This window comes from Streptomyces sp. NBC_00209 (genome assembly GCF_045206345.1).
Lineage (GTDB): Bacteria > Actinomycetota > Actinomycetes > Streptomycetales > Streptomycetaceae > Streptomyces.
Window position 1 is genome coordinate 3231436 of the sequence record NZ_CP108121.1, and the last position, 20126, is coordinate 3251561.

Annotated in this window: 20 protein-coding genes; 15 read left to right on the plus strand and 5 right to left on the minus strand. The window is 71.3% G+C overall.

Annotation, left to right across the window (positions count from 1 at the left end):
- The first annotated feature begins 24 nt into the window (after window positions 1-24).
- Together OG867_RS14575 and OG867_RS14580 are read left to right on the plus strand one after the other, a co-directional pair.
- On the plus strand, window positions 25-1704 hold the full coding sequence (locus tag OG867_RS14575; RefSeq protein WP_406285663.1) for a hypothetical protein: 1680 nt from the start codon (window positions 25-27) through the stop codon (window positions 1702-1704).
- A gap of 69 nt (window positions 1705-1773) precedes the next feature.
- Window positions 1774-2430, plus strand: coding sequence for a hypothetical protein (locus OG867_RS14580; RefSeq protein ID WP_406285665.1), 657 nt, complete (start codon window positions 1774-1776; stop codon window positions 2428-2430).
- A 76-nt stretch (window positions 2431-2506) separates the two neighbouring features.
- On the opposite strand, the gene OG867_RS14585 is transcribed toward OG867_RS14580, so the two are convergent.
- Window positions 2507-4390: a bifunctional metallophosphatase/5'-nucleotidase gene (locus OG867_RS14585; RefSeq protein WP_406285667.1), complete on the minus strand. Its 1884-nt coding sequence runs from the start codon at window positions 4388-4390 to the stop codon at window positions 2507-2509.
- Window positions 4391-4643: 253 nt separating this feature from the next.
- Here OG867_RS14585 and mshD point away from each other — a divergent pair, with 253 nt between their 5' ends.
- From mshD to pstB, 11 genes are all read left to right on the plus strand, one after another.
- Window positions 4644-5582, plus strand: a complete 939-nt coding sequence (mshD, locus tag OG867_RS14590; RefSeq protein WP_406285669.1) for a mycothiol synthase — start codon at window positions 4644-4646, stop codon at window positions 5580-5582.
- A gap of 90 nt (window positions 5583-5672) precedes the next feature.
- Window positions 5673-6083 carry a GntR family transcriptional regulator gene (locus tag OG867_RS14595; protein ID WP_328901356.1) on the plus strand — a complete coding sequence of 137 codons (411 nt, stop codon included), beginning with the start codon at window positions 5673-5675 and terminating at the stop codon, window positions 6081-6083.
- Window positions 6080-6970, plus strand: coding sequence for an ABC transporter ATP-binding protein (locus OG867_RS14600; protein ID WP_406285672.1), 891 nt, complete (start codon window positions 6080-6082; stop codon window positions 6968-6970). The genes OG867_RS14595 and OG867_RS14600 overlap by 4 nt, the downstream gene beginning before the upstream one ends.
- On the plus strand, window positions 6967-7983 hold the full coding sequence (locus OG867_RS14605) for a hypothetical protein (protein WP_406285674.1): 1017 nt from the start codon (window positions 6967-6969) through the stop codon (window positions 7981-7983). Before OG867_RS14600 ends, OG867_RS14605 begins: the two co-directional genes overlap by 4 nt.
- A 252-nt stretch (window positions 7984-8235) precedes the next feature.
- A complete protein-coding gene (locus OG867_RS14610) occupies window positions 8236-10491 on the plus strand; it encodes an RNA degradosome polyphosphate kinase (RefSeq protein ID WP_406285677.1) in 2256 nt (751 codons plus the stop codon).
- Window positions 10457-11494 carry a CHAD domain-containing protein gene (locus tag OG867_RS14615; RefSeq protein ID WP_406285679.1) on the plus strand — a complete coding sequence of 346 codons (1038 nt, stop codon included), beginning with the start codon at window positions 10457-10459 and terminating at the stop codon, window positions 11492-11494. Before OG867_RS14610 ends, OG867_RS14615 begins: the two co-directional genes overlap by 35 nt.
- Window positions 11491-11904: an NUDIX hydrolase gene (locus OG867_RS14620; protein ID WP_406285681.1), complete on the plus strand. Its 414-nt coding sequence runs from the start codon at window positions 11491-11493 to the stop codon at window positions 11902-11904. Before OG867_RS14615 ends, OG867_RS14620 begins: the two co-directional genes overlap by 4 nt.
- Before the next feature lie 176 nt (window positions 11905-12080).
- The gene (pstS, locus tag OG867_RS14625; RefSeq protein WP_406285683.1) at window positions 12081-13217 is read left to right on the plus strand and encodes a phosphate ABC transporter substrate-binding protein PstS; all 1137 of its coding nucleotides are present in this window, start codon (window positions 12081-12083) and stop codon (window positions 13215-13217) included.
- 127 nt (window positions 13218-13344) lie between these two features.
- Window positions 13345-14331 carry a phosphate ABC transporter permease subunit PstC gene (gene pstC / locus OG867_RS14630; RefSeq protein ID WP_328901349.1) on the plus strand — a complete coding sequence of 329 codons (987 nt, stop codon included), beginning with the start codon at window positions 13345-13347 and terminating at the stop codon, window positions 14329-14331.
- A complete protein-coding gene (gene pstA / locus OG867_RS14635; RefSeq protein ID WP_406285685.1) occupies window positions 14328-15416 on the plus strand; it encodes a phosphate ABC transporter permease PstA in 1089 nt (362 codons plus the stop codon). The genes pstC and pstA overlap by 4 nt, the downstream gene beginning before the upstream one ends.
- Window positions 15417-15439: 23 nt before the next feature.
- The gene (gene pstB / locus OG867_RS14640; RefSeq protein WP_161210951.1) at window positions 15440-16216 is read left to right on the plus strand and encodes a phosphate ABC transporter ATP-binding protein PstB; all 777 of its coding nucleotides are present in this window, start codon (window positions 15440-15442) and stop codon (window positions 16214-16216) included.
- A 117-nt stretch (window positions 16217-16333) separates the two neighbouring features.
- Here the strand turns inward: pstB and OG867_RS14645 are convergent, their stop codons facing one another.
- Together OG867_RS14645 and OG867_RS14650 are read right to left on the minus strand one after the other, a co-directional pair.
- Entirely contained in the window at window positions 16334-17332 is a 999-nt protein-coding gene (locus OG867_RS14645) for an anion permease (RefSeq protein ID WP_406285687.1), read from the minus strand.
- A gap of 5 nt (window positions 17333-17337) precedes the next feature.
- Window positions 17338-17958, minus strand: coding sequence for a DUF47 domain-containing protein (locus tag OG867_RS14650; protein WP_164401152.1), 621 nt, complete (start codon window positions 17956-17958; stop codon window positions 17338-17340).
- A gap of 200 nt (window positions 17959-18158) precedes the next feature.
- Here OG867_RS14650 and OG867_RS14655 point away from each other — a divergent pair, with 200 nt between their 5' ends.
- Window positions 18159-18536 (plus strand): metal-sensitive transcriptional regulator, encoded by a 378-nt coding sequence (locus OG867_RS14655; protein WP_073964812.1) that lies wholly within the window; start codon window positions 18159-18161, stop codon window positions 18534-18536.
- Between the two features lie 15 nt (window positions 18537-18551).
- Here OG867_RS14655 and OG867_RS14660 read toward each other — a convergent pair whose 3' ends face one another.
- Together OG867_RS14660 and OG867_RS14665 are read right to left on the minus strand one after the other, a co-directional pair.
- A complete protein-coding gene (locus OG867_RS14660; protein ID WP_328901346.1) occupies window positions 18552-18761 on the minus strand; it encodes a hypothetical protein in 210 nt (69 codons plus the stop codon).
- Window positions 18762-18886: 125 nt separating this feature from the next.
- The gene (locus OG867_RS14665; protein ID WP_406285690.1) at window positions 18887-19747 is read right to left on the minus strand and encodes a hypothetical protein; all 861 of its coding nucleotides are present in this window, start codon (window positions 19745-19747) and stop codon (window positions 18887-18889) included.
- A 179-nt stretch (window positions 19748-19926) separates the two neighbouring features.
- On the opposite strand from OG867_RS14665, the gene OG867_RS14670 reads away from it, so the two are divergent.
- Complete coding sequence (locus tag OG867_RS14670) at window positions 19927-20100, plus strand: hypothetical protein (RefSeq protein ID WP_328901344.1); 174 nt, start codon at window positions 19927-19929, stop codon at window positions 20098-20100.
- The last annotated feature ends 26 nt before the right edge of the window (window positions 20101-20126 follow it).

Genomic DNA, 20126 nt, shown 5'->3' on the forward strand with positions numbered 1-20126 from the left:
CCCCCGTACGAGAGAGGCAGGGTCATGACGCATCCCCCCGCTCCACCGCGCGACGGCACCCACCGCGCCCGTCACCGGGTCCGTGCCGTCGCCTGCGCCCTGGCCCTCGCCGCGGTCGCGCTGGGCACGGGCCCGGGAGTCGGGCACGCCGGTACGCCGCACGTCTCCGGGCCGGCCGTCCCGGGCCTCCGGGACGGCCGCGTACCCGGCCACTACGTCGGCCTCAGCATCGAGTGGTCCCTGATCGAGCGGTACATGGGGGAGAAGAGCCGCCCGGCGTTCGTCGCCCTGCTGCGCAACCTCGGCACCGGCATCCTGCGCATCGGCGGCTCCTCCCAGGACATCACGCCGTTCGACGCCACCGCGCCGAACACCGACCGGGTGATCACACCGGAGGACCTGCGCGACATCCGCGACACCCTGGAAGCCGCCGACGCGGGCCGCCCGCACGGCTCCCGGCCCGCCTGGGGCGTGGTCCTCGGCACGGCCATGGCGCCGCCCGGTGAGACGAGGCCCTTCGTGAGCCCGGACCACACCCGCGCGTTCCTCACCCAAGGTGTCGCGCCGGTGTTCGCGGGGAAGGCCGCCCGGTTCGTCGCCGGCATCGAACTCGGGAACGAGCCCGACCTCTCGTACGGCTCGCACCTCGACGACTACCTCGCGGACCTCGCCACGTACACCGACCCCTCCGTCACCGGCCGCTTCCCGCTCGTCGCGCCGAGCACCAGCGAGGACATCCTCCCGTGGACGGACGTCGCCCAGCGGACCGTGCCCACGCGGTACTTCTGGAACTGGCCGCAGATCCTGGACACCACCGCGGACCGGGTCAGGGCGAACGCGGGCCCGTTCGGCGGGTGGGTGAGCGATCACTTCTACCCGCTGGCCCGCACCTGTGTGAACAAGCCCTACCGCTGCCCCAGCGCGGAGGCCCTGCTCTCCGACACCCACATGGACTCCCTGGACCACCAGGTGTACGTCCACGCCCGCGAGGCAACGGCACACGGCCTCGGCTACCGGCTGGAGGAGACGAACACCGCCGCGAACCGGGGCGCCGACGGCGTCAGCAACACCGCAGCCGCTGCCACCTACGCCCTGGACCTGATGTTCCACACGGCCTGCCCGCAACCGCCCGCCGCGCCGGGAACCAACACCGGCTGCGCCGCCGGCACGGGCGCCACGGGCGTCAACTTCCACAACGCCGAGGTGCGCGCCTTCTACGCCCCCGAAGAGGGCAACGCCTACTACAACGCCGTGAACTACGACCCCACCCCGGCCATCGGCTCCCCCACGGCAGCGCCCCTCTACTACGCCCTGCTGCTGTTCGGCCGCTTCGCCCAGGACGCGCGCGACCTGCGTCCCGTACACCCGCGCGTCGAGGGTTCCGAGCCCGCACAGCTCAAGGCGTGGCAGCTGACCGGCCAGGACGGTGAGCGCCGGATCTTCCTCATCAACAAGAGCGCCCACCCCGCCACGACCACGCTCGACGCGTCCACGCCCCGCGCACGGATCGACCGGATGACCCCGTACGACCCGACCGGCGCCGGGCGCGGCCTGGACGCACCGGAGGTACGCATCGACGGACGGGCCGTGTCCCCCGACGGTTCCTGGGCAGGATTCCGCCCGTCGTACGCGAGTGCCCTCGGGCACCGGCTCACCACCACCCTGCAACCGGGTGAGGCGGCGGTGATCACACTGCGGCGATGAGACCGCGATCCCGGCCGAGGAACAGCGCGACCCCCACAGCAGGCTCCCCCCACCAGCAGGAGGACACCCATGGCGCGACGCACCCACGCACTGCTGCTCGGCCTCGCCACCGCCGCCGCGGTCGCCGTGGTCCCGGGCACCGCCGTACAGCAGACGACGGCCCAGGCGGCCGTACGCAAGCAGATCGACACCGACTACACCCTGCTGCGCCGCAGCCCCGCCTCGTACGTCATCGGCACCGCCTACCGGGGCTGGACCGTCGACGTGCACGGCGAGGCGGACGGCGGCTACCGATGGGGGCGGGTCTTCGGGACCATCAACACCTGTCTGTGGACGTACGCCGGTGCCGTCTCGGGCGACGGCGCGACCACCGACAGCTGCGGCGCCGCCACGACCCTGCCGACCTCGGCGTTCACCAACGGCCAGATCGGCGGCGGCACGTCCGACGGTGCCTCGGTGGCCACCGTGGCGGGCGCCGGCTGCGCGACGTGGGACGGCACGCACATCACCGCGTACGGCAACGTCAGCCCCTGGGACGTACCGGCGAAGCCGAGCACCCAGGTCAACAGCCAGGTGGCGATGGGCCAGACGGTGCTGTGGCGCTATGTGTCGAGGGACGGCGGCTACGTGATGGTCCGCGACCCGCGCGGCGGCTCCACGGACGGGGTCGGCCTCCAGAGCTGGTACTTCATCCCGCGCGGCTGCCTGCCGACCACCCTCCCCTGACGGTCCCCGCCCCGTAACAACGGAGGCGCGGTCCGGGGCGACTGCCCCGGACCGCGCCTCCGTCGTCACCTACCGCCTACTGCACGATCGTGATCCGGTCCGTCGCCGGCGGGGCCAGCGGGGACGAGGCCGTGGAGTGCGCGGCCAGGTAGGCGTTGAACAGGTCCAGGTCGGAGGCGCCGACCAGCTTGTTCGTGCCCTCGCCGAGCGCAGCGAAGCCGTCGCCGCCGCCCGCCAGGAACTCGTTCATCGCGACGCGGTACGTCTTGCCCGGGTCGATCGCCTCGCCGTTCAGCAGAATCGTGTCCGTGACGACGCGGTCCGCGCCGGACTTCGTCATGTCCAGCGTGTAGGTGAGGCCCTTCGAGACCTGGAGGATCTTCGGGCTGGCCTCGTTCGAGCCGCTGACCTGCTGCTGAAGGGCGCTGACGAGCTGGGCGCCGGTCAGGTCCACTACGTTCATCATGTTGGTGAACGGCTGCACGGTGAACGACTCGCCGTAGGTGACGACGCCGTCGCCCTCACTGCCGGACGCCTTGTACACCAGGTCCGCGCGGATGCCGCCCGGGTTCATGAAGGCGACGACCGCCCCGCCCTTGTCCGCCGGGGCCAGGCCCTCCAGCTGCGCGTCGGCGATCAGGTTGCCGAGCGGCTTCTCCGGGGCGGTGGAACCGCGCCCGTTGATGTCCGCCGAGATGTAGCCCTGCGGCCGGTTCGAGATCGGCGCCGCGAGCGTGTTCCAGCGGGCGATCAGGTCCGTCATGTCCTTGGCGGGCTTCTGGTCGCGGCTGACGAGGTGGTTCGCGGAGACCGGGTTCGACGGCGCGGGAGCGTGGTGCTTCGAGCCGTGCTTGCCGCTGCCCCTCACCGCCGTGCGCACGATGTCGCCGGTGCGGCGGTCGTACGTCAGCGTCGTGTCCGTGTACAGCCGGCCGAAGGAGGCCGCCGACGTGACGAGGCGCGGGTTGCCCGCGGGGTCCGGGATGGTGCAGACGTACGCCTGGTGGGTGTGGCCCGTGACCAGGGCGTCCACCTTCGGCGTGATGCCCTTGGCGATGTCCGTGATCGGCCCGGAGATGCCGTCACCGGCGCCGGGGCTGTCGCAGTCGTAGTTGTACGAGGCGGAGGCGGGCAGGCCGCCCTCGTGGATGAGCGCGACGATCGACTTCACGCCCTGGCGGTCCAGCTCCTTGGCGTACTTGTTGATCGTCTCGACCTCGTCGTGGAACGTGAGCCCCTTGACGCCGTTGGCCGTCACGATGTTCGGCGTGCCCTCCAGGGTCACCCCGATGAAGCCGATCTTGACGCCGTTCTTCTTCCATACGGTGTACGGCTTGAGGATCGGCTTCCCGGTCTTCTCGCTCGTCACATTGGCCGCGAGGTACGGGAAGTCAGCGCCGGGGAACTTCTTGCCCTTCTCGTAGCACCCCTCGACCGGGTGGCAGCCGCCGTTCTGCAGGCGCGCCAGCTCGGTCGCACCCTCGTCGAACTCGTGGTTGCCGACGCTCGTCACATCGAGGTCGATCTTGTTCAGCGCCTCGATGGTCGGCTCGTCGTGGAAGAGCCCCGACAGCAGCGGGCTCGCGCCGACCATGTCGCCGCCGGCCGCGGTGATCGAGTACGGGTGGCCCTTGCGGGCGGTACGCAGCGAGGAGGCGAGGTACTCGACGCCGCCGGCCGGGATCGCCTTCGTCGTACCGTCGGCCTGCGTCTCGGTGACCGTACCGGCCGAACCGGCCGGCGGCTCCAGGTTGCCGTGCAGGTCGTTGAAGGACAGCAGCTGTACGTCGACGGTCCGGGCCGGCGTGTGGTGACCGTGACCGTGGTCGCCGCCGTGCCCGTGGCCGCGCCCGTGGGCACTGGCCGGCATCGCGGCGACGAGCGCGCCCACGGTGGCGAGACCGGCCGCGGCGGCGAGCACCCGCCGTGACGCCCGGTTCTTCTGCGGTGTCGCTGACATCGGTCCCCTTGTGAGTTCAGCGGGTGGAGTTCGAGCCGCAGCCTAAAGTCAACGCGCGTAGCGCGACAGATGTTTGGGGTTACGAACTGGTTGCCGACCGGTCTGAACCTGGACGATTCACCCGTCCGGAGGCCGGGAACGCGGGGTCGGGCGCGCACTTTCGAGCCCGTCCGGCGGTTGAGGACGGAACCGTCGCGCCGGACCGGGGCAAGCAGCCGGGATCCCCGGGCCGGAGGCCCGTACGCTCGGACCCATGACGACAGACGCACCCCTCCCCGCACCCGGACGCGAGATCCAGACGCTCGACACCCTCTCCCCCGACCAGGCCGCGGCCGTGCTCGACCTGCTCGCCGAGGCCGCGCGGTCCGACGGCCGGCAGGCCGTCTCGGAGCAGGGCCGTCTGCAACTGCGGGGCGGACAGCGGGCAGGCGTACGGCACTTCCTGCTGTCCGCCGGGGGCGTGCTCGCCGGGTACGCGCAACTGGAGGACACCGACCCCGTGGAGGCACCGGCCGCCGAACTGGTCGTGCACCCCGCACACCGGGGCCACGGCCACGGCCGCGCGCTCGGGGCCGCCCTGCTCGCCGCCACCGGGAAGCGGCTGCGGGTCTGGGCGCACGGCGGGAAGGCCGCGGCGCGCCACCTCGCCCAGGTCCTCGGCCTCTCCCTGTTCCGGGAACTGCGCCAGCTGCGCCGCCCGTTGAACCCGCTGAACCTCGCCGAGCCGGTCCTCCCGCCGGGCGTCACCGTGCGCACCTTCGTCCCGGGCGAGGACGACGCCGCCTGGCTCGCGGCGAACCGCGCGGCCTTCGCCCACCACCCCGAGCAGGGCTCGCTGACCCAGCGCGACCTGGACGACCGCAAGGCCGAGTCCTGGTTCGACCCGGAGGGCTTCTTCCTGGCCGAGCGCGAGGACGGCGCGGGCGGCGCGGAGCTGATCGGCTTCCACTGGACGAAGGTGCACGCCGAGGAGCAGCTCGGCGAGGTGTACGTGGTCGGCATCAGGCCCGACGCCCAGGGCAGCGGCCTCGGCAAGGCGCTCACCGCGATCGGCCTGCACCACCTGGCGGCGGAGGGCCTGCCGACCGCGATGCTCTACGTCGACGCGGACAACCCGGCGGCGCTCGCCGTGTACGAGCGGATGGGCTTCGTCACGCACGAGGTCGACCTGATGTACCGCACGGAGTCCTGACCTCCCCTCAACTCCTCCCGGGGCGGCGTCGCTTGACGCCGCCCCTTCTTTACGACACCCTTTCACTACTCAATTAGTGAAAGGGTGAAGATGGCAGAGTCCGCGGCAGTCGAGTTCCGCATCGACCGGCGCAGCGGCGTCGCCACCTACCTCCAGATCGTCCAGCAGACCAAACAGGCCCTGCGCCTGGGCCTGCTGGAGCCGGGCGACCGGCTGCCCACCGCCCGGGAGGTGGTCGAGGCGACCGCGATCAACCCGAACACCGTGCTCAAGGCGTACCGCGAACTGGAACGCGAAGGGCTGGTCGAGGGCCGTCGCGGCCTCGGCACCTTCGTCACCCGGTCGCTCGGCGGCGCGGCGGCTGCCGACGACTCCCCGCTGCGCGCCGAACTCGCCGCCTGGGCGGGCCGGGCGCGGGCGGCCGGACTCGAACGCGACGACGTGAGCGCGCTCTTCACCGCCGTACTGGACAGCACATTCGAGGGGGACCAGGACCGATGACGGGTACCGCGCTGGAGGCCGAAGGGCTCGGCATGAGATACGGGGGCCGCAGGGGCGACTGGGCACTGCGGGACTGCGCGTTCCGGCTGCCGGCCGGCGCCGTCTGCGCGCTCGTCGGGCCCAACGGCGCCGGCAAGTCCACCCTGCTCGCCCTGGCGGCGGGTTTCCTGCGGCCGGCGGAGGGAACGCTGCGGGTCCTGGGTTCGGCGCCCGGCGAGACGCGTGCCCGGATGGCGTACGTGGCCCAGGACAAGCCGCTCTACCCGCAGTTGACGGTCTCCGAAACACTGTGGGCGGGTGCCGAGCTGAACCCGGACGGCTGGGACCGGGAGGCGGCGGCGCGCATCGCCGAACCGCTGCCGTCGGACGCGAAGGTCCGCGCCCTCTCGGGCGGGCAGCGCACCCGGCTCGCCCTCGCCCTCGCCCTGGGCAAGCGGACCGAACTCCTGCTCCTGGACGAGCCGATGGCCGACCTCGACCCCCTCGCCCGCCACCAGCTGATGGGCGTCCTGATGGCCGAGGCCGCCGAGCACCGGACGACCATCGTGATGTCCTCGCACATCCTCAGCGAGCTGGAAGGCTCCTGCGACCACCTCCTCCTCGTCGACGGCGGCCGCGTCCGCCTCGGCGGCGAGACGGACGAACTGCTCGCCGCCCACGCCCTGCTCACGGGCCCGGTCCGCGACCTCGCCCCGCACACGGTGATCGAATCCCGCACGACGGGCCGCACCCTGACCGCCCTGGTCCGCCCGGAGGGCCCGGTCGACGCCGCCTGGGACCGCTCCGAACCCTCCCTGGAGGAACTGTTGCTCGCCCACCTGCGCTCCCCGGAGGCCCCCGCGCTGCTGACGCCGAGCGCGACGGTCCGCGAGGGGGTGGCGGCATGAGTGCGCTCACCGGCATCGCGCCCGCCACGCCGCGTACGGCCCGGCCCGGACCCGCCCTGGGCGCCGGTGCCCGCGTCCTCGTACGCCAGCACCGGTGGGCCCTGTGGTGCACGGGCGTCCTCGCCCTGGTCTGGATCGCCGTCGTCGTGGGCATCACCCTGTGGGCCGGCCACGTCAACGACGCGTTCGAGGCGAGCCCCTGCACGTCGCTGGTGACCGACCGCGCCTGTGACGACCGGTGGCAGAAGTTCGACCTCGCCCTGTCGGTCCGGCAGACGGTGCTCGGCTACGCGGGGCTCTGCCTGACCGTCCTGCCCGGACTCGTCGCCGCGTTCGTCGCGGGCCCGATGATCGGCAAGGAGTTCGAAAGCGGTACGTACAAACTCGCCTGGACGCAGTCGGTGTCCCCCGTCCACTGGCTCCTGGCCAGGCTCGCGGTCCCGGCCGCACTGCTGGTCGCGGGGGTGTCCGTCCTGTCCGCCGTCCTCGCCTGGGCACGGGCGCGGTCGGAGGGGCAGTACCCGGTCCACTGGTTCGGCAACACCTCCTTCGGCGCGCTGGGAACCGCACCCGTGGGGTACGCCCTGCTCGGGCTCGCCCTCGGGGCGCTCGCCGGGCTGCTGACGCGCCGCACCCTGCCCGCCATGGCCGTGGCCTTGGTCGCCACCGCCGCGGCGGCCGTGGCGCTGAACCGGGTACGCAGCGGACTGTGGCCGCTGAGCACGCGGACCAGCACCGGCTCGGTCCCGCCCCCGACGCCCGACGACGCGTGGCTCGTCGAGACCGGCCGGCTCACCGGCGACGGCGCCCGGCTTCCGGTCGACACCTGCTGGGCCGCAGGAGCCAAGGCCGACCGCTGTCTCGCGGACCGCGGCGTCACCGGCTACTACGTCGACCACCACCCCGTCTCCCATTTCTGGCCCCTCCAGCTCATGGAGACGGGCATCCTCCTCGCCCTCACCGCAGCCGTCACCGCCCTCGCTTTCCGGGTGCTGCGCCGCTACCACGCCTGACGCGTTCCCAAACCCGTCCGGGGCCCCGGCCCCGGACGGGACCCCCACACACGGCCACCCACCGCTTCCCGCACGTCATATCGTCGTAACCAGCCATTCAGACGACCTTGCGACCCTCGCAGGATGCAGCCAGCTGTGCCGTCCCCCCGCGACGGGCGAAATACCGGCAGAACGCGCCCCGACCGCGCCGTTCTCGCGATCTCGTCCGCCTCCGACGCGCCCCCGGAGCACTCCGGGCGGAACAATGGATCCATGAGCCAGCAGCCCAGCTCCGAGGTCCCGGTCCAGCCCGCCGCCCAGCCGTCCGTCGGCGCCCTCGCCGCACACCGGCCGCACGCCGTCGCCCCCTCCTCCGGAACAAGCGCGGCCCTGTCCACCGCCGCCGATTTCGACCCCGACATCGACGCCGACGCCGACGCCTACGAACCCGAGGTGGACGGCGACGAGCTGCCGCAGGGCCGTTTCCTGGACCGCGAACGCAGCTGGCTCGCGTTCAACGAACGGGTGCTCGAACTGGCCGAGGACCCCACCACGCCCCTCCTGGAGCGGGCCAACTTCCTGGCGATCTTCGCGTCGAACCTGGACGAGTTCTTCATGGTCCGGGTCGCAGGACTCAAGCGCCGCATCGCGACCGGGGTCGCCACCCGGTCCGCGTCCGGCCTCCAGCCCCGCGAGGTGCTGGAGCTGATCTGGACCCGCTCACGCGAGCTCATGGCCCGGCACGCCGCCTGCTACCAGCAGGACGTCGCCCCGGCCCTCTCCGACGAGGGCATCCAGCTGATCCGCTGGCCGGAGCTGACCGACAAGGAGCAGGCCCGCCTGTTCACCTTCTTCCGGCAGCGCGTCTTCCCCGTCCTCACCCCCCTCGCCGTGGACCCGGCCCACCCCTTCCCGTACATCTCCGGCCTGTCGCTGAACCTCGCCGTCGTCGTACGCAACCCGGTCAGCGGCCACCGCCACTTCGCCCGGGTCAAGGTGCCGCCGCTGCTGACCCGCTTCCTGGAGGCGTCGCCGCAGCGCTACGTCCCCATAGAGGACGTCATCGCGGCCCACCTGGAGGAGCTGTTCCCGGGAATGGAGGTGCTGGCGCACCACATGTTCCGGGTCACCAGGAACGAGGACCTGGAGGTCGAGGAGGACGACGCCGAGAACCTCCTCAAGGCCCTGGAGAAGGAGCTCATGCGGCGCCGCTTCGGCCCGCCGGTCCGCCTGGAGGTCGAGGAGTCCATCGACCCGTACGTACTGGACCTGCTGGTCCGCGAGCTGAAGGTGTCCGACGCCGAGGTCTACCCGCTGCCCGGACCCCTCGACCTCACCGGCCTCTTCGGCATAGCGTCGCTGGACCGCCCCGAGCTGAAGTACCCCAAGTTCATCGCCGGCACCCACCGCGACCTCGCCGAGGTCGAGTCCGCGTCCGCACCGGACATCTTCGCCGCCGTACGCGAACGGGACGTCCTCCTGCACCACCCGTACGACTCCTTCTCCACCTCCGTCCAGGCGTTCCTGGAACAGGCGGCCGGCGACCCGGACGTCCTCGCGATCAAGCAGACGCTGTACCGGACCTCGGGCGACTCGCCGATAGTGGACGCCCTCATCGACGCCGCCGAGTCCGGCAAACAGGTCCTCGTCCTCGTCGAGATCAAGGCCCGCTTCGACGAGCAGGCCAACATCAAGTGGGCACGCAAGCTGGAGGAGGCGGGCTGCCACGTCGTCTACGGGCTCGTCGGCCTGAAGACCCACTGCAAGCTCTCCCTCGTCGTCCGCCAGGAGGGCGACACGCTGCGCCGCTACTCGCACGTCGGCACCGGCAACTACCACCCGAAGACGGCCAGGCTCTACGAGGACCTGGGGCTGCTCACCACGGACCCGCAGGTCGGCGCCGACCTCTCCGACCTCTTCAACCGGCTCTCCGGCTACTCCCGCCGCGAGACCTACCGCCGCCTCCTCGTCGCCCCCAAGTCGCTGCGCGACGGACTGGTCGCCCGCATCACCAAGGAAGTCACGCACCACCGCGCGGGCCGACCCGCCTACGTACGGATCAAGGTCAACTCGATGGTGGACGAGGCGATCATCGACGCCTGCTACCGGGCCGCCCAGGCCGGCGTCCCCGTCGACATCTGGGTACGCGGCATCTGCGCGATCCGCCCCGGCGTCACCGGCCTCTCCGAGAACATCCGGGTCCGCTCGGTCCTCGGCCGCTTCCTCGAACACTCCCGGGTCTTCGCCTTCGGCAACGGCGGCGAACCCGAGGTCTGGTTCGGCAGCGCCGACATGATGCACCGCAACCTCGACCGCCGCATCGAGGCCCTGGTCCGGGTCACCGACCCCGCCCACCGCGCCGCGCTCAGCCGCCTCCTGGAGACCGGCATGGCCGACACCACCTCCTCCTGGCACCTCGGCCCCGACGGCAACTGGACCCGGCACTCCACGGACGCGGACGGCAAGCCCCTGCGGCACGTACAGGAAATGCTCATTGACGCCCGGAGGCGCCGGCGTGCGACGCCCTGACCAGCACACCCAGGCCGCGGCCCCGGCCCACGCGCCCGGCATCACCGGCGTGAGCGCGGGGTCGGTCCTCGGCCCCTATCTGCGCACCCAGGCCGCGGACTTCCTCCGCAGCCTGCGCCTGCACCGCGAGAACACCGCCCCCACGGACGCCGGATCACGCGCCGCCGACCAGGCCGCCACCGCGCTGCGCCGCTCCTCCCGCCGGATCGGCGCCACCCTGCGCACCTTCCGCACCGCGCTCGACCCGCTCTGGGCGGAGCAGCTGCGCACCGAGCTGTCCTGGCTCTCGGGCACCCTCGCCCGCGAACACGCGTACGCGGACCGGCTGACCCGGCTCCTGGAAGCGCTGCACGGCCTCTCCGGGGAACCCGTCCTTCCGGCCGCCCGCACCGGCGACTCCGCGGGAACGGGCCGCCCCGTCCTCGGCGTCGGCGCCGCCCGTGCCGGCGCCCTGCTGGAACGGCAGCTCACCCTCGCCCGGACCCGCGCCCACTCCGCCGCCCTCCAGGCCCTCGGCTCCGCCCGCTTCCACGCGGTGGCCGACGCGGTCGCGCTGCTCGCCTCCGAGGTCCCGCTCGCCCCCGCCGCGGCCGGCCCCGCCGGCGAACTGCTCGCCGAGCCCGCGGACCGGGCGGAACAGCGGCTGCTCGGGGCCGTCGCCGCCCTGCCCTCCGACGAGTCGGCGGAGCCGTACAACGAGGCGCACGACGCGCCCTGGCACCAGACCCGCCTGCTCCTCCGGTTGCACCGCTACGCCCACGAGGTGGTGCACGGCGCCCCCGACCCGGTCCTGGCCGCCCCAGGCCGCGCCCTCGACCTGCACCGGGACGCGGCGGAGGCGGCGGGCGCGGCGGCCGCGGCCGCCCGCACTCCGAGGATCGCCCCGGCGACCGCGTACGCCCTGGGCGCGCTCCACGCCGACCAGCGCCACGAGGTGGAGGCGGCGCGCGCGGTCTTCCGCGCGAGCTGGCCCTACGCCACGACGGGGCCGGCGCGGCCGTGAGCGGCACGGTGCGGGCGGCGGGCTGCGTCCTGTGGCGCCGGCCGCCCGCACCCGCCGGGGGCGTGGAGCTGTGCCTCGTACACCGGCCGCGTTACGACGACTGGTCGTTCCCCAAGGGCAAGCTGAAGCGCGGCGAGTCCCTGCGGGAGGCGGCGGCTCGCGAGGTCCTGGAGGAGACGGGCCACCACTGTGTACCGGGGGCCGTGCTGCCCATGGTCCGGTACGTCGCGCACGGCCGCCCGAAGGAGGTCACGTACTGGTCCGCCGAGGCCACGACGGGCACCTTCACCCCGAACGACGAGGTGGACGCGGTGCTGTGGCTGCCGCCGACGGCCGCCCGCGAACGGCTGACCCAGTCGCGTGACCGCGAGGTGCTGGAGGCGGCGCTGAAGACGCTGCCGGAGGCATAGCACCGGAACCGGGCCGCCCGCCACGGTTCACTCTCCGTTCACTCACCCCCGTAAACCACGTCACCTGTTCTGCCTAATTTCAGACCTACCGGGTGCAGCGATCAGCCACTGCACCACCCGCGTCGCACGCCGCCCGACACAGCAGCCGCGGCGGCTCCTGGAAGGAACACCCGAAAGTGAAGCTTCAGCGCAAGAACCGGCTTCGTGCCACCGCGCTCGGTGCCCTCGCCGTCTCCGGCGCCCTGGTCCTCACGGCGTGCGGTTCGGACGACAACAGCGGCGAGACCTCGGCCACCGGCGGCGCCAAGACGAAGGCCGCGTCCAACGTCAAGTGCGACGGCGCCAAGGGCCAGCTGCGCGCCTCCGGCTCCAGCGCGCAGAAGAACGCCATGGACCTCTGGGTCAAGGAGTACATGGCCGCCTGCTCCGGCGTGGAGATCAACTACAACTCCTCCTCGTCCGGCGAGGGCATCGTCGCCTTCAACCAGGGCACCGTCGGCTTCGCCGGCTCCGACTCGGCGCTGAAGCCCGAGGAGGTCGCCGACTCCAAGAAGATCTGCAAGACCGGCCAGGGCATCAACCTCCCGATGGTCGGCGGCCCGATCGCCGTCGGCTTCCACCTCGAAGGCGTCGACAGCCTGACCCTGGACGCCCCCACCCTCGCCAAGATCTTCGACACGAAGATCAAGAAGTGGAACGACGAGGCGATCGCCAAGCTCAACCCCGACGCCGAGCTGCCGGACAAGGCGATCCAGCCCTTCCACCGCTCCGAGGACTCCGGCACCACCCAGAACCTCGGCAAGTACCTCGGCGCGGCCGCCCCGAAGGACTGGACGTACGAGGCCGAGAAGAAGTGGCCCGCCCCCGGCGGCCAGGCCGCGTCCGGCTCCTCCGGCGTCGCCTCCTCGGTCAAGCAGGTCGACGGCTCCATCGGCTACTTCGAGCTGTCCTACGCGACCTCGCAGCAGATCTCCACGGTCGACATCGACACCGGCGGCTCCGCCCCGGTCAAGGCGTCCTCCGAGAACGCCTCCAAGGCCATCGCCGCCGCCAAGGTCAAGGGCACCGGCAAGGACCTGGCGCTCGACCTCGACTACACGACCAAGGCCGACGGCGCCTACCCGCTGGTCCTCGTCACGTACGAGGTCGTCTGCGACACCGGCAACAAGGCCGACACCCTCGGCACCGTCAAGTCCTTCCTGACCTACACCGCCTCCGCGGACGGCCAGAAGCTCCTCACCGAGGCGGGCTACGCCCCGATCCCCGAGGAGATCAACGCCAAGGTCCGCGAGACCGTCGCCGGCCTCTCGTAACCAGCCGTACGACACCCAGCGCAACCGGCGGCCGGTCCGGAACACCCCTCCGGACCGGACCGCCCCAGCCCCTCCGGTGCACCGCCGCCAGGGGAGCCCCGGCTCCCCCACACAGACCGGAAAGACCATGGCTTCCACCACGCAACAGATACAAACCCCGCCGGGCAGGCGATCTCGCCCCCGGTCCACGGGCCGCGCAGGCGACCGGATCTTCCTCGGCCTCTCCCGCGGCTCCGGCATCCTGCTCCTGGTGATCATGGCGTCGATCGCCGTGTTCCTCACCTACCGCGCCGCGATCGCCCTCTCGAAGGACGAGGGCAACTTCCTCACCACCTTCGACTGGAACCCGGCCGGTGACCCGCCCGTCTTCGGCATCGCCGTCCTGCTCTTCGGGACCGTCGTCAGCTCCGTCATCGCGATGGCCATCGCGGTCCCGGTCGCCGTCGGCATCGCCCTGTTCATCTCGCACTACGCCCCGCGCAAGCTGGCCGGCGCCATCGCGTACGTCATCGACCTGCTCGCCGCGGTCCCCAGCATCGTCTACGGCATCTGGGGCGCCCTCGTCCTCGTGCCGTACCTGGAGGGGCTCAACCTCTGGCTCGACCAGTTCTTCGGCTGGACCTACGTCTTCGAGAAGACCGAGATCGGCGTCGCCCGCTCCCTCTTCACCGTCGGCATCCTGCTCGCGATCATGATCCTGCCGATCGTGACCAGCGTCAGCCGCGAGGTCTTCCGCCAGGTCCCCCGGACGAACGAGGAGGCCGCGCTCGCCCTCGGCGCCACGCGCTGGGAGGTCATCCGCCTCTCGGTCCTGCCGTTCGGCCGCTCCGGCGTCATCTCCGCCTCGATGCTGGGCCTCGGCCGCGCGCTCGGCGAGACGATGGCCGTCGCCACCGTCCTGTCGCCGAACTTCCTGATCTCGCTGCACGTGCTCAACCCGGGCGGCGGGACGTTCGCCCAGAACATCGCGGCGAAGTTCGGCGAGGCCGACGCGTTCGGGCGGGACGCCCTGATCGCCTCCGGCCTGGTCCTCTTCGTCCTCACCCTGCTGGTCAACGGCGCGGCCCGGCTCATCATCGCCCGCCGCAAGGAGTACTCGGGGGCCAACGCATGAGCCACGCCACCACCACCCCCGGCGTCCAGGACCTCCCGACGCCCACACCGGCCGCCCCGAAGGGCAGCCTCAGCAGCCGGTCCCTGCCGCGCCTCGCGCCGCTCGGCTTCGCCGTCGTCGCCCTCGCCCTCGGCATCGGTCTGAGCCTCGCCGCCGGCTGGCAGAGCCGTGTGCAGTGGGGCCTGATCTCCGCGCTGCTCTTCCTGGCCATCTCGTACGTCGCCACCAGCGTGGTCGAGAACCAGCGCCAGGCCCGCGACCGCCTCGCCACCAGCCTGGTCTGGGTGTGCTTCCTGCTCGCCGTCGTGCCGCTGGCCTCGCTGCTCTGGACGACCGTCAGCCGCGGCTCCGAACGCCTGGACGGCTACTTCCTGACCCACTCGATGGCCGGGGTCCTCGGCCCCGAGGCCAGCGGCGGCGTCTACCACGCGCTGATCGGCACCCTCGAACAGGTCGGCATCGCCACCCTGATCTCCGCCCCGCTCGGCCTGCTCACCGCCGTCTACCTGGTCGAGTACGGCAAGGGCGCGCTGGCCAAAGCCGTCACCTTCTTCGTTGACGTCATGACCGGCATCCCGTCGATCGTGGCCGGTCTCTTCATCCTGTCGATCATGCTCATCGCGGGCCTGGAACCGTCCGGCCTGATGGGCGCGCTCGCCCTGACGATCCTGATGATCCCGGTCGTCGTCCGCTCCACCGAGGAGATGCTCAAGCTCGTCCCGAACGAGCTCCGCGAGGCGTCCCTCGCCCTCGGCATCCCGAAGTGGCGCACGATCCTGAAGGTGGTCCTGCCGACCGCGATCGGCGGCATCGCGACCGGCGTCATGCTCGCCGTCGCCCGCGTCGCCGGCGAGACCGCCCCGATCATCCTGCTGGTCTTCGGCAGCCAGCTGATCAACACCAACCCCTTCGAAGGCGCCCAGTCGTCACTGCCCTTCTACATCTACGAGCAGTACAAGATCGGTGAGGCCGCGTCCTACGACCGTGCCTGGGCGGCGGCCCTGGTCCTGATCGCCTTCGTCATGATCCTCAACCTGGTGGCCCGCGGCATCGCCCGCTGGAAGGCCCCGAAGACCGGCCGCTGAGGCCACCGAAAGCAGTGATCCAGATGGCCAAGCGCATCGACGTCAGCGGACTGTCGGCCTACTACGGCAGCCACAAGGCGATAGACGACATCTCCATGACCATCGAGCCCCGCTCGGTGACCGCCTTCATCGGCCCCTCCGGCTGCGGCAAGTCCACCTTCCTGCGCACCCTGAACCGTATGCACGAGGTCACCCCCGGCGGCCGCGTCGAGGGCAAGGTGCTCCTGGACGACGAGAACCTGTACGGCACGCATGTCGACCCGGTGACCGTACGCCGTACGGTCGGCATGGTCTTCCAGCGCCCGAACCCCTTCCCCACCATGTCGATCTTCGACAACGTGGCGGCGGGCCTGCGCCTCAACGGCTCGTACCGCAAGAGCGCCCTCAACGACATCGTGGAGAAGTCCCTGCGCGGCGCGAACCTGTGGAACGAGGTCAAGGACCGGCTGAACAAGCCCGGCTCCGGCCTCTCCGGCGGCCAGCAGCAGCGCCTGTGCATCGCCCGCGCCATCGCCGTCGAGCCGGACGTGCTGCTGATGGACGAGCCGTGCTCCGCCCTCGACCCGATCTCCACCCTCGCCATCGAGGACCTGGTCGGCGAGCTCAAGGAGCGGTTCACGATCGTCATCGTCACGCACAACATGCAGCAGGCGGCCCGCGTCTCGGACCGCACCGCGTTCTTCAACCTGGCGGCGGTCGGCAAGCCCGGCAAGCTCATCGAGATCGATGAGACGGAACGCATCTTCTCCAACCCGTCGGTCCAGGCCACCGAGGACTACATCTCCGGCCGCTTCGGCTGATCCGCCCGGCCCTCCTACGGCCTTGGGGTGCTGCATGGCGGTGCCACCACAAGGCGAAAAGGGTCCGCCCCGCACTCCCTCGGGAGTGCGGGGCGGACCCACGTAAAGCAGCCGGCGTCAGCCGAACATCAGGTAGACGACCCCGTAACTCGCGGCAGCGACCAGCGCGGCGGCCGGCATCGTGATGAACCAGCCGAGGATGATGTTCTTCGCGACACCCCACCGCACCGCGTTCACCCGCTTCGTGGCGCCCACACCCATGATCGCCGAGGTGATCACATGAGTGGTCGAGATCGGCGCGTGGAAGAGGAAGGCCGAACCGAACATGATCGACGCACCCGTCGTCTCGGCGGCGAAGCCCTGCGGCGGGTCCAGCTCGATGATCTTCCGACCGAGCGTACGCATGATGCGCCAGCCGCCCGCGTACGTACCGAGCGACAGCATCAGCGCGCAGACCAGCTTCACCCAGACCGGGATCGGATCGCTCGGGGACTCGACGTCGGCGATGACCAGGGCCATCACCACGATGCCCATCGTCTTCTGCGCGTCCTGGAGACCGTGCCCGAGCGCCATGCCCGCCGCCGAGACCGTCTGCGCGATACGGAAACCGCGCTTGGCCTTGTGCGGGTTGGCCTTCCGGAACATCCACATGATGGCGACCATCACCAGATAGCCGACCACCAGGCCGATCACCGGCGACAGGAACATCGGGATGACGACCTTGTCGAGCACCCCGTCCCAGTGCACCATCGTCCCGCCGGCCAGCGCCGCGCCGACCATCCCGCCGAACAGCGCGTGCGAGGACGACGAAGGCAGGCCGAAGTACCAGGTGACCAGGTTCCAGATGACGGCACCGACGAGCGCGGCGAAGAGGATGCCCATCCCCTTGTTGCCCTCGGGCGTCGCGATCAGGCCCTCACTGACGGTCTTGGCGACCCCGCTGCCGAGGAACGCGCCCGCGAGGTTCATCACGGCCGCCATCGCCAGCGCCGCACGCGGCGTCAGCGCACGGGTCGAGACCGACGTGGCGATCGCGTTCGCCGAGTCGTGGAAGCCGTTGGTATAGGTGAAGCCGAGCGCGACGCCGATGGTCACGATCAGTACGAAGGTGTCCACGTGGTTCAGGACTCCTTGACCGCGATGGTCTCCACCGTGTTCGCGACGTGCTCGAACGCGTCGGCAGCCTCTTCCAGCACGTCCACGATCTGCTTCAGCTTCAGCACCTCTATGGCGTCGTACTTGCCGTTGAAGAGGTGGGCGAGCAGCTTGCGGTGGATCTGGTCGGCCTGGTTCTCCAGACGGTTGACCTCGATCCAGTACTCGGTGAGGTTGTCCATCGTGCGCAGACCCGGCATGGCCTCGGCGGTCAGTTCGGCCGCCCGCGCCAGCACCTCGACCTGCTGCTCCACACCCTTGGGAAGCTGGTCGATCTGATACAGCACGACCAGATCGACGGCCTCCTCCATGAAGTCCATGATGTCGTCGAGCGACGACGCGAGGTTGTAAATGTCCTCACGGTCGAACGGCGTAATGAAGGAGGAGTTCAGCTGGTGGAAGATCGCGTGGGTGGCATCGTCCCCCGCGTGCTCCGCTGCCCGCATACGCTCCGCGATCTCGGCCCGGGAGGACGAATCCGCCCCGAGCAGTTCCATCAGGAGTTTCGAGCCCGTGACGATGTTGTCCGCGGATGCGGAGAACATGTCGTAGAAGCTCGTCTCCCTGGGGGTCAGACGAAAGCGCACGTGGGGTCCTCGGGGTGCTTTGGATTCGGTCAGGCTGATGCTAGGCGCATCATCCGGCCACGGCTAACCGGCATTCTTCAGTGTCGCGCATCAGGCACAGTGATCAGCACGGGACCCCGGTCACGTTTCAGCTGAATTCGTTAGGATATACCCACCAGGGGTATATAAACGGCAGGGTAAAGGGAAAACGGGAGGCAGCAATGACCACCACCGAGGCCATGGGGACCGGGCCCTCACCGGACGCGGTACCCGGCGCGGCCCCCGTGGAAGCGATCGTCACCGACCACGACCGCGGAATACACGGCTACCACCACCAGAAGGCCGAACACCTCAAGCGCCTGCGCCGCATCGAGGGCCAGATCCGCGGCCTCCAGCGCATGGTGGACGAGGACGTCTACTGCATCGACATACTCACCCAGGTCTCGGCGTCCACCAAGGCGCTCCAGTCCTTCGCGCTCCAGCTCCTGGAGGAGCACCTGCGGCACTGCGTCGCCGACGCGGCCCTCAAGGGCGGCGACGAGGTCGACGCGAAGGTCGAGGAGGCCACCAAGGCCATCGCCCGCCTGCTGCGCACCTGACCCCTGGCGATCCCGTCAGCCCCGGTGCTCGCCCTGCCGGGGGACGGTGGTGCGGTCGGTGGCGGTGGTGCGGTCGGTGCTCACCTTCACATCGAGCACCTCGTCAATGCGGTCCGCACTGAGCCGTTCCCCGATCGCCGCGGACGCGGCGATCATCAGTTCCCCGCACAGCTCGATCTCGGCGAGCGCCACATGGTCCGATACGGTCGGGCTGAGCGTCACCACGTCACTCACCTCTCACTGCCGTCACCGGCTTCCTAGGGTAGAGAGCCCGGCACGCACCGCGCATGGCACGGACGGACCATTTCGCCCCCACCGGAGGGCTAGGAGACGGGTCCGTGCGACTCATCTCACGCCCGTCCCTGTTCGATCTCGCCGGTGTAGATGTCCCGGTCGTGCGGCAGCCGTACGGTGACGGGCACGCCGAACCCGTACAGGAGCGTCGTGGAGACGACCTCCGCCGCCGGGCCCTCGTTGGCGAAGCTGAACCGGTGGCGCACCTTGCGCAGCCTCCCCTGCTCGTCCAGATACGCGTCGAACGGCACGGCCCGCGTGCGGAACCCTTTCGCCGCCGCCGCCAGTGCCGCCCGCGCACCGGGCGCCGCCAGCCGGGCCGCCCGGCCGATGTCAGCGGTGCCCCGGTAGTGCCGCACGGCCACTCCGGCCACATCCGTCTCGCCCACGTACGTCACGGCCCCGGCACCCCGCAACAGTTCGGCGGCGGCCAGCGGATCGGTCACCCCGCCGGTGACCAGGTTCCCGTCGTCCAGGGCCGTCGTGTCGATCCGCACCCACTTGCCGGCGGGCACCCCCGCGCCCCGGTTCATCATGTACAGCGCACCCGGCGCCAGCAGCTCCGTGATCGGCCGGTGCTCCTCCTCGCCCGCCGCGTCGGGCGGCAGCACCACCTTCAGCCGGCCCGAACCGGCCCGGAAGTCGTACGACCCCGAGCCCCTGATCGTGACCCGGGTGCCGCCGGCGGCCGTCTCCATCGACGTACTCACCTCGGCGCTCGCGACCCCGTCCCCGGCGAGCACCGCCGCCGCCCGCCGCACCACCTCGACGCCGCCGTCCCGGGCGTCCGCGGCCGCCGCGGCACGGTCGGCGCCGCCGCCACCGGAGCACCCGGCGGCCGCCGCCGTCACGCCCACCGCGACGAGGGCGCGCACGACGCGCGCCCCACCTCCGGACCTGTGCTGCTGCACCACCATCGCCTGCCATCCCCAAACGCCGAACCGCTTGCCCGAGGCCCCGCCCGCCTCGCATAACGACGACCCGTGCCCCCTGTAACGTCCACGCCCCCGATTGGCGCCGTCGCTACCGTCCGAGCGCCCCCTCCTGGTTGACGGACCCCTCCCGGCCGGGCCGCCCCGCCCAGTACCGTGTTCGCGTGTACGACCAACACACCGCCGACATCCCGCCGGCCCGCCCCGCCCATGAACCCACCACCGTCGAACGCGGCTCGTTCTGCACCGCCCGCTGCGCCTGCGGCTGGTCCGGGCCCGCCCGGCGGTCCCGCGACCGGGCCCGCGCGGACGCCGACGAGCACCGCACCACGGCCTGACCACCGGCCTCCCCCTCTCCCCCCAC

Excerpts from the sequence above, each read along its gene's own strand:
- OG867_RS14575 (WP_406285663.1), top strand. The coding sequence starts at position 25 with ATGACGCATCCCCCCGCTCCACCGCGCGACGGCACCCACCGCGCCCGT.
- OG867_RS14610 (WP_406285677.1), top strand. The coding sequence starts at position 8,236 with ATGAGCCAGCAGCCCAGCTCCGAGGTCCCGGTCCAGCCCGCCGCCCAG.
- OG867_RS14585 (WP_406285667.1), bottom strand. The coding sequence starts at position 4,390 with ATGTCAGCGACACCGCAGAAGAACCGGGCGTCACGGCGGGTGCTCGCC.
- pstB (WP_161210951.1), top strand. The coding sequence starts at position 15,440 with ATGGCCAAGCGCATCGACGTCAGCGGACTGTCGGCCTACTACGGCAGC.
- OG867_RS14595 (WP_328901356.1), top strand. The coding sequence starts at position 5,673 with ATGGCAGAGTCCGCGGCAGTCGAGTTCCGCATCGACCGGCGCAGCGGC.
- OG867_RS14605 (WP_406285674.1), top strand. The coding sequence starts at position 6,967 with ATGAGTGCGCTCACCGGCATCGCGCCCGCCACGCCGCGTACGGCCCGG.
- OG867_RS14655 (WP_073964812.1), top strand. The coding sequence starts at position 18,159 with ATGACCACCACCGAGGCCATGGGGACCGGGCCCTCACCGGACGCGGTA.
- OG867_RS14665 (WP_406285690.1), bottom strand. The coding sequence starts at position 19,747 with ATGGTGGTGCAGCAGCACAGGTCCGGAGGTGGGGCGCGCGTCGTGCGC.
- pstA (WP_406285685.1), top strand. The coding sequence starts at position 14,328 with ATGAGCCACGCCACCACCACCCCCGGCGTCCAGGACCTCCCGACGCCC.
- OG867_RS14600 (WP_406285672.1), top strand. The coding sequence starts at position 6,080 with ATGACGGGTACCGCGCTGGAGGCCGAAGGGCTCGGCATGAGATACGGG.
- mshD (WP_406285669.1), top strand. The coding sequence starts at position 4,644 with ATGACGACAGACGCACCCCTCCCCGCACCCGGACGCGAGATCCAGACG.
- pstC (WP_328901349.1), top strand. The coding sequence starts at position 13,345 with ATGGCTTCCACCACGCAACAGATACAAACCCCGCCGGGCAGGCGATCT.
- OG867_RS14580 (WP_406285665.1), top strand. The coding sequence starts at position 1,774 with ATGGCGCGACGCACCCACGCACTGCTGCTCGGCCTCGCCACCGCCGCC.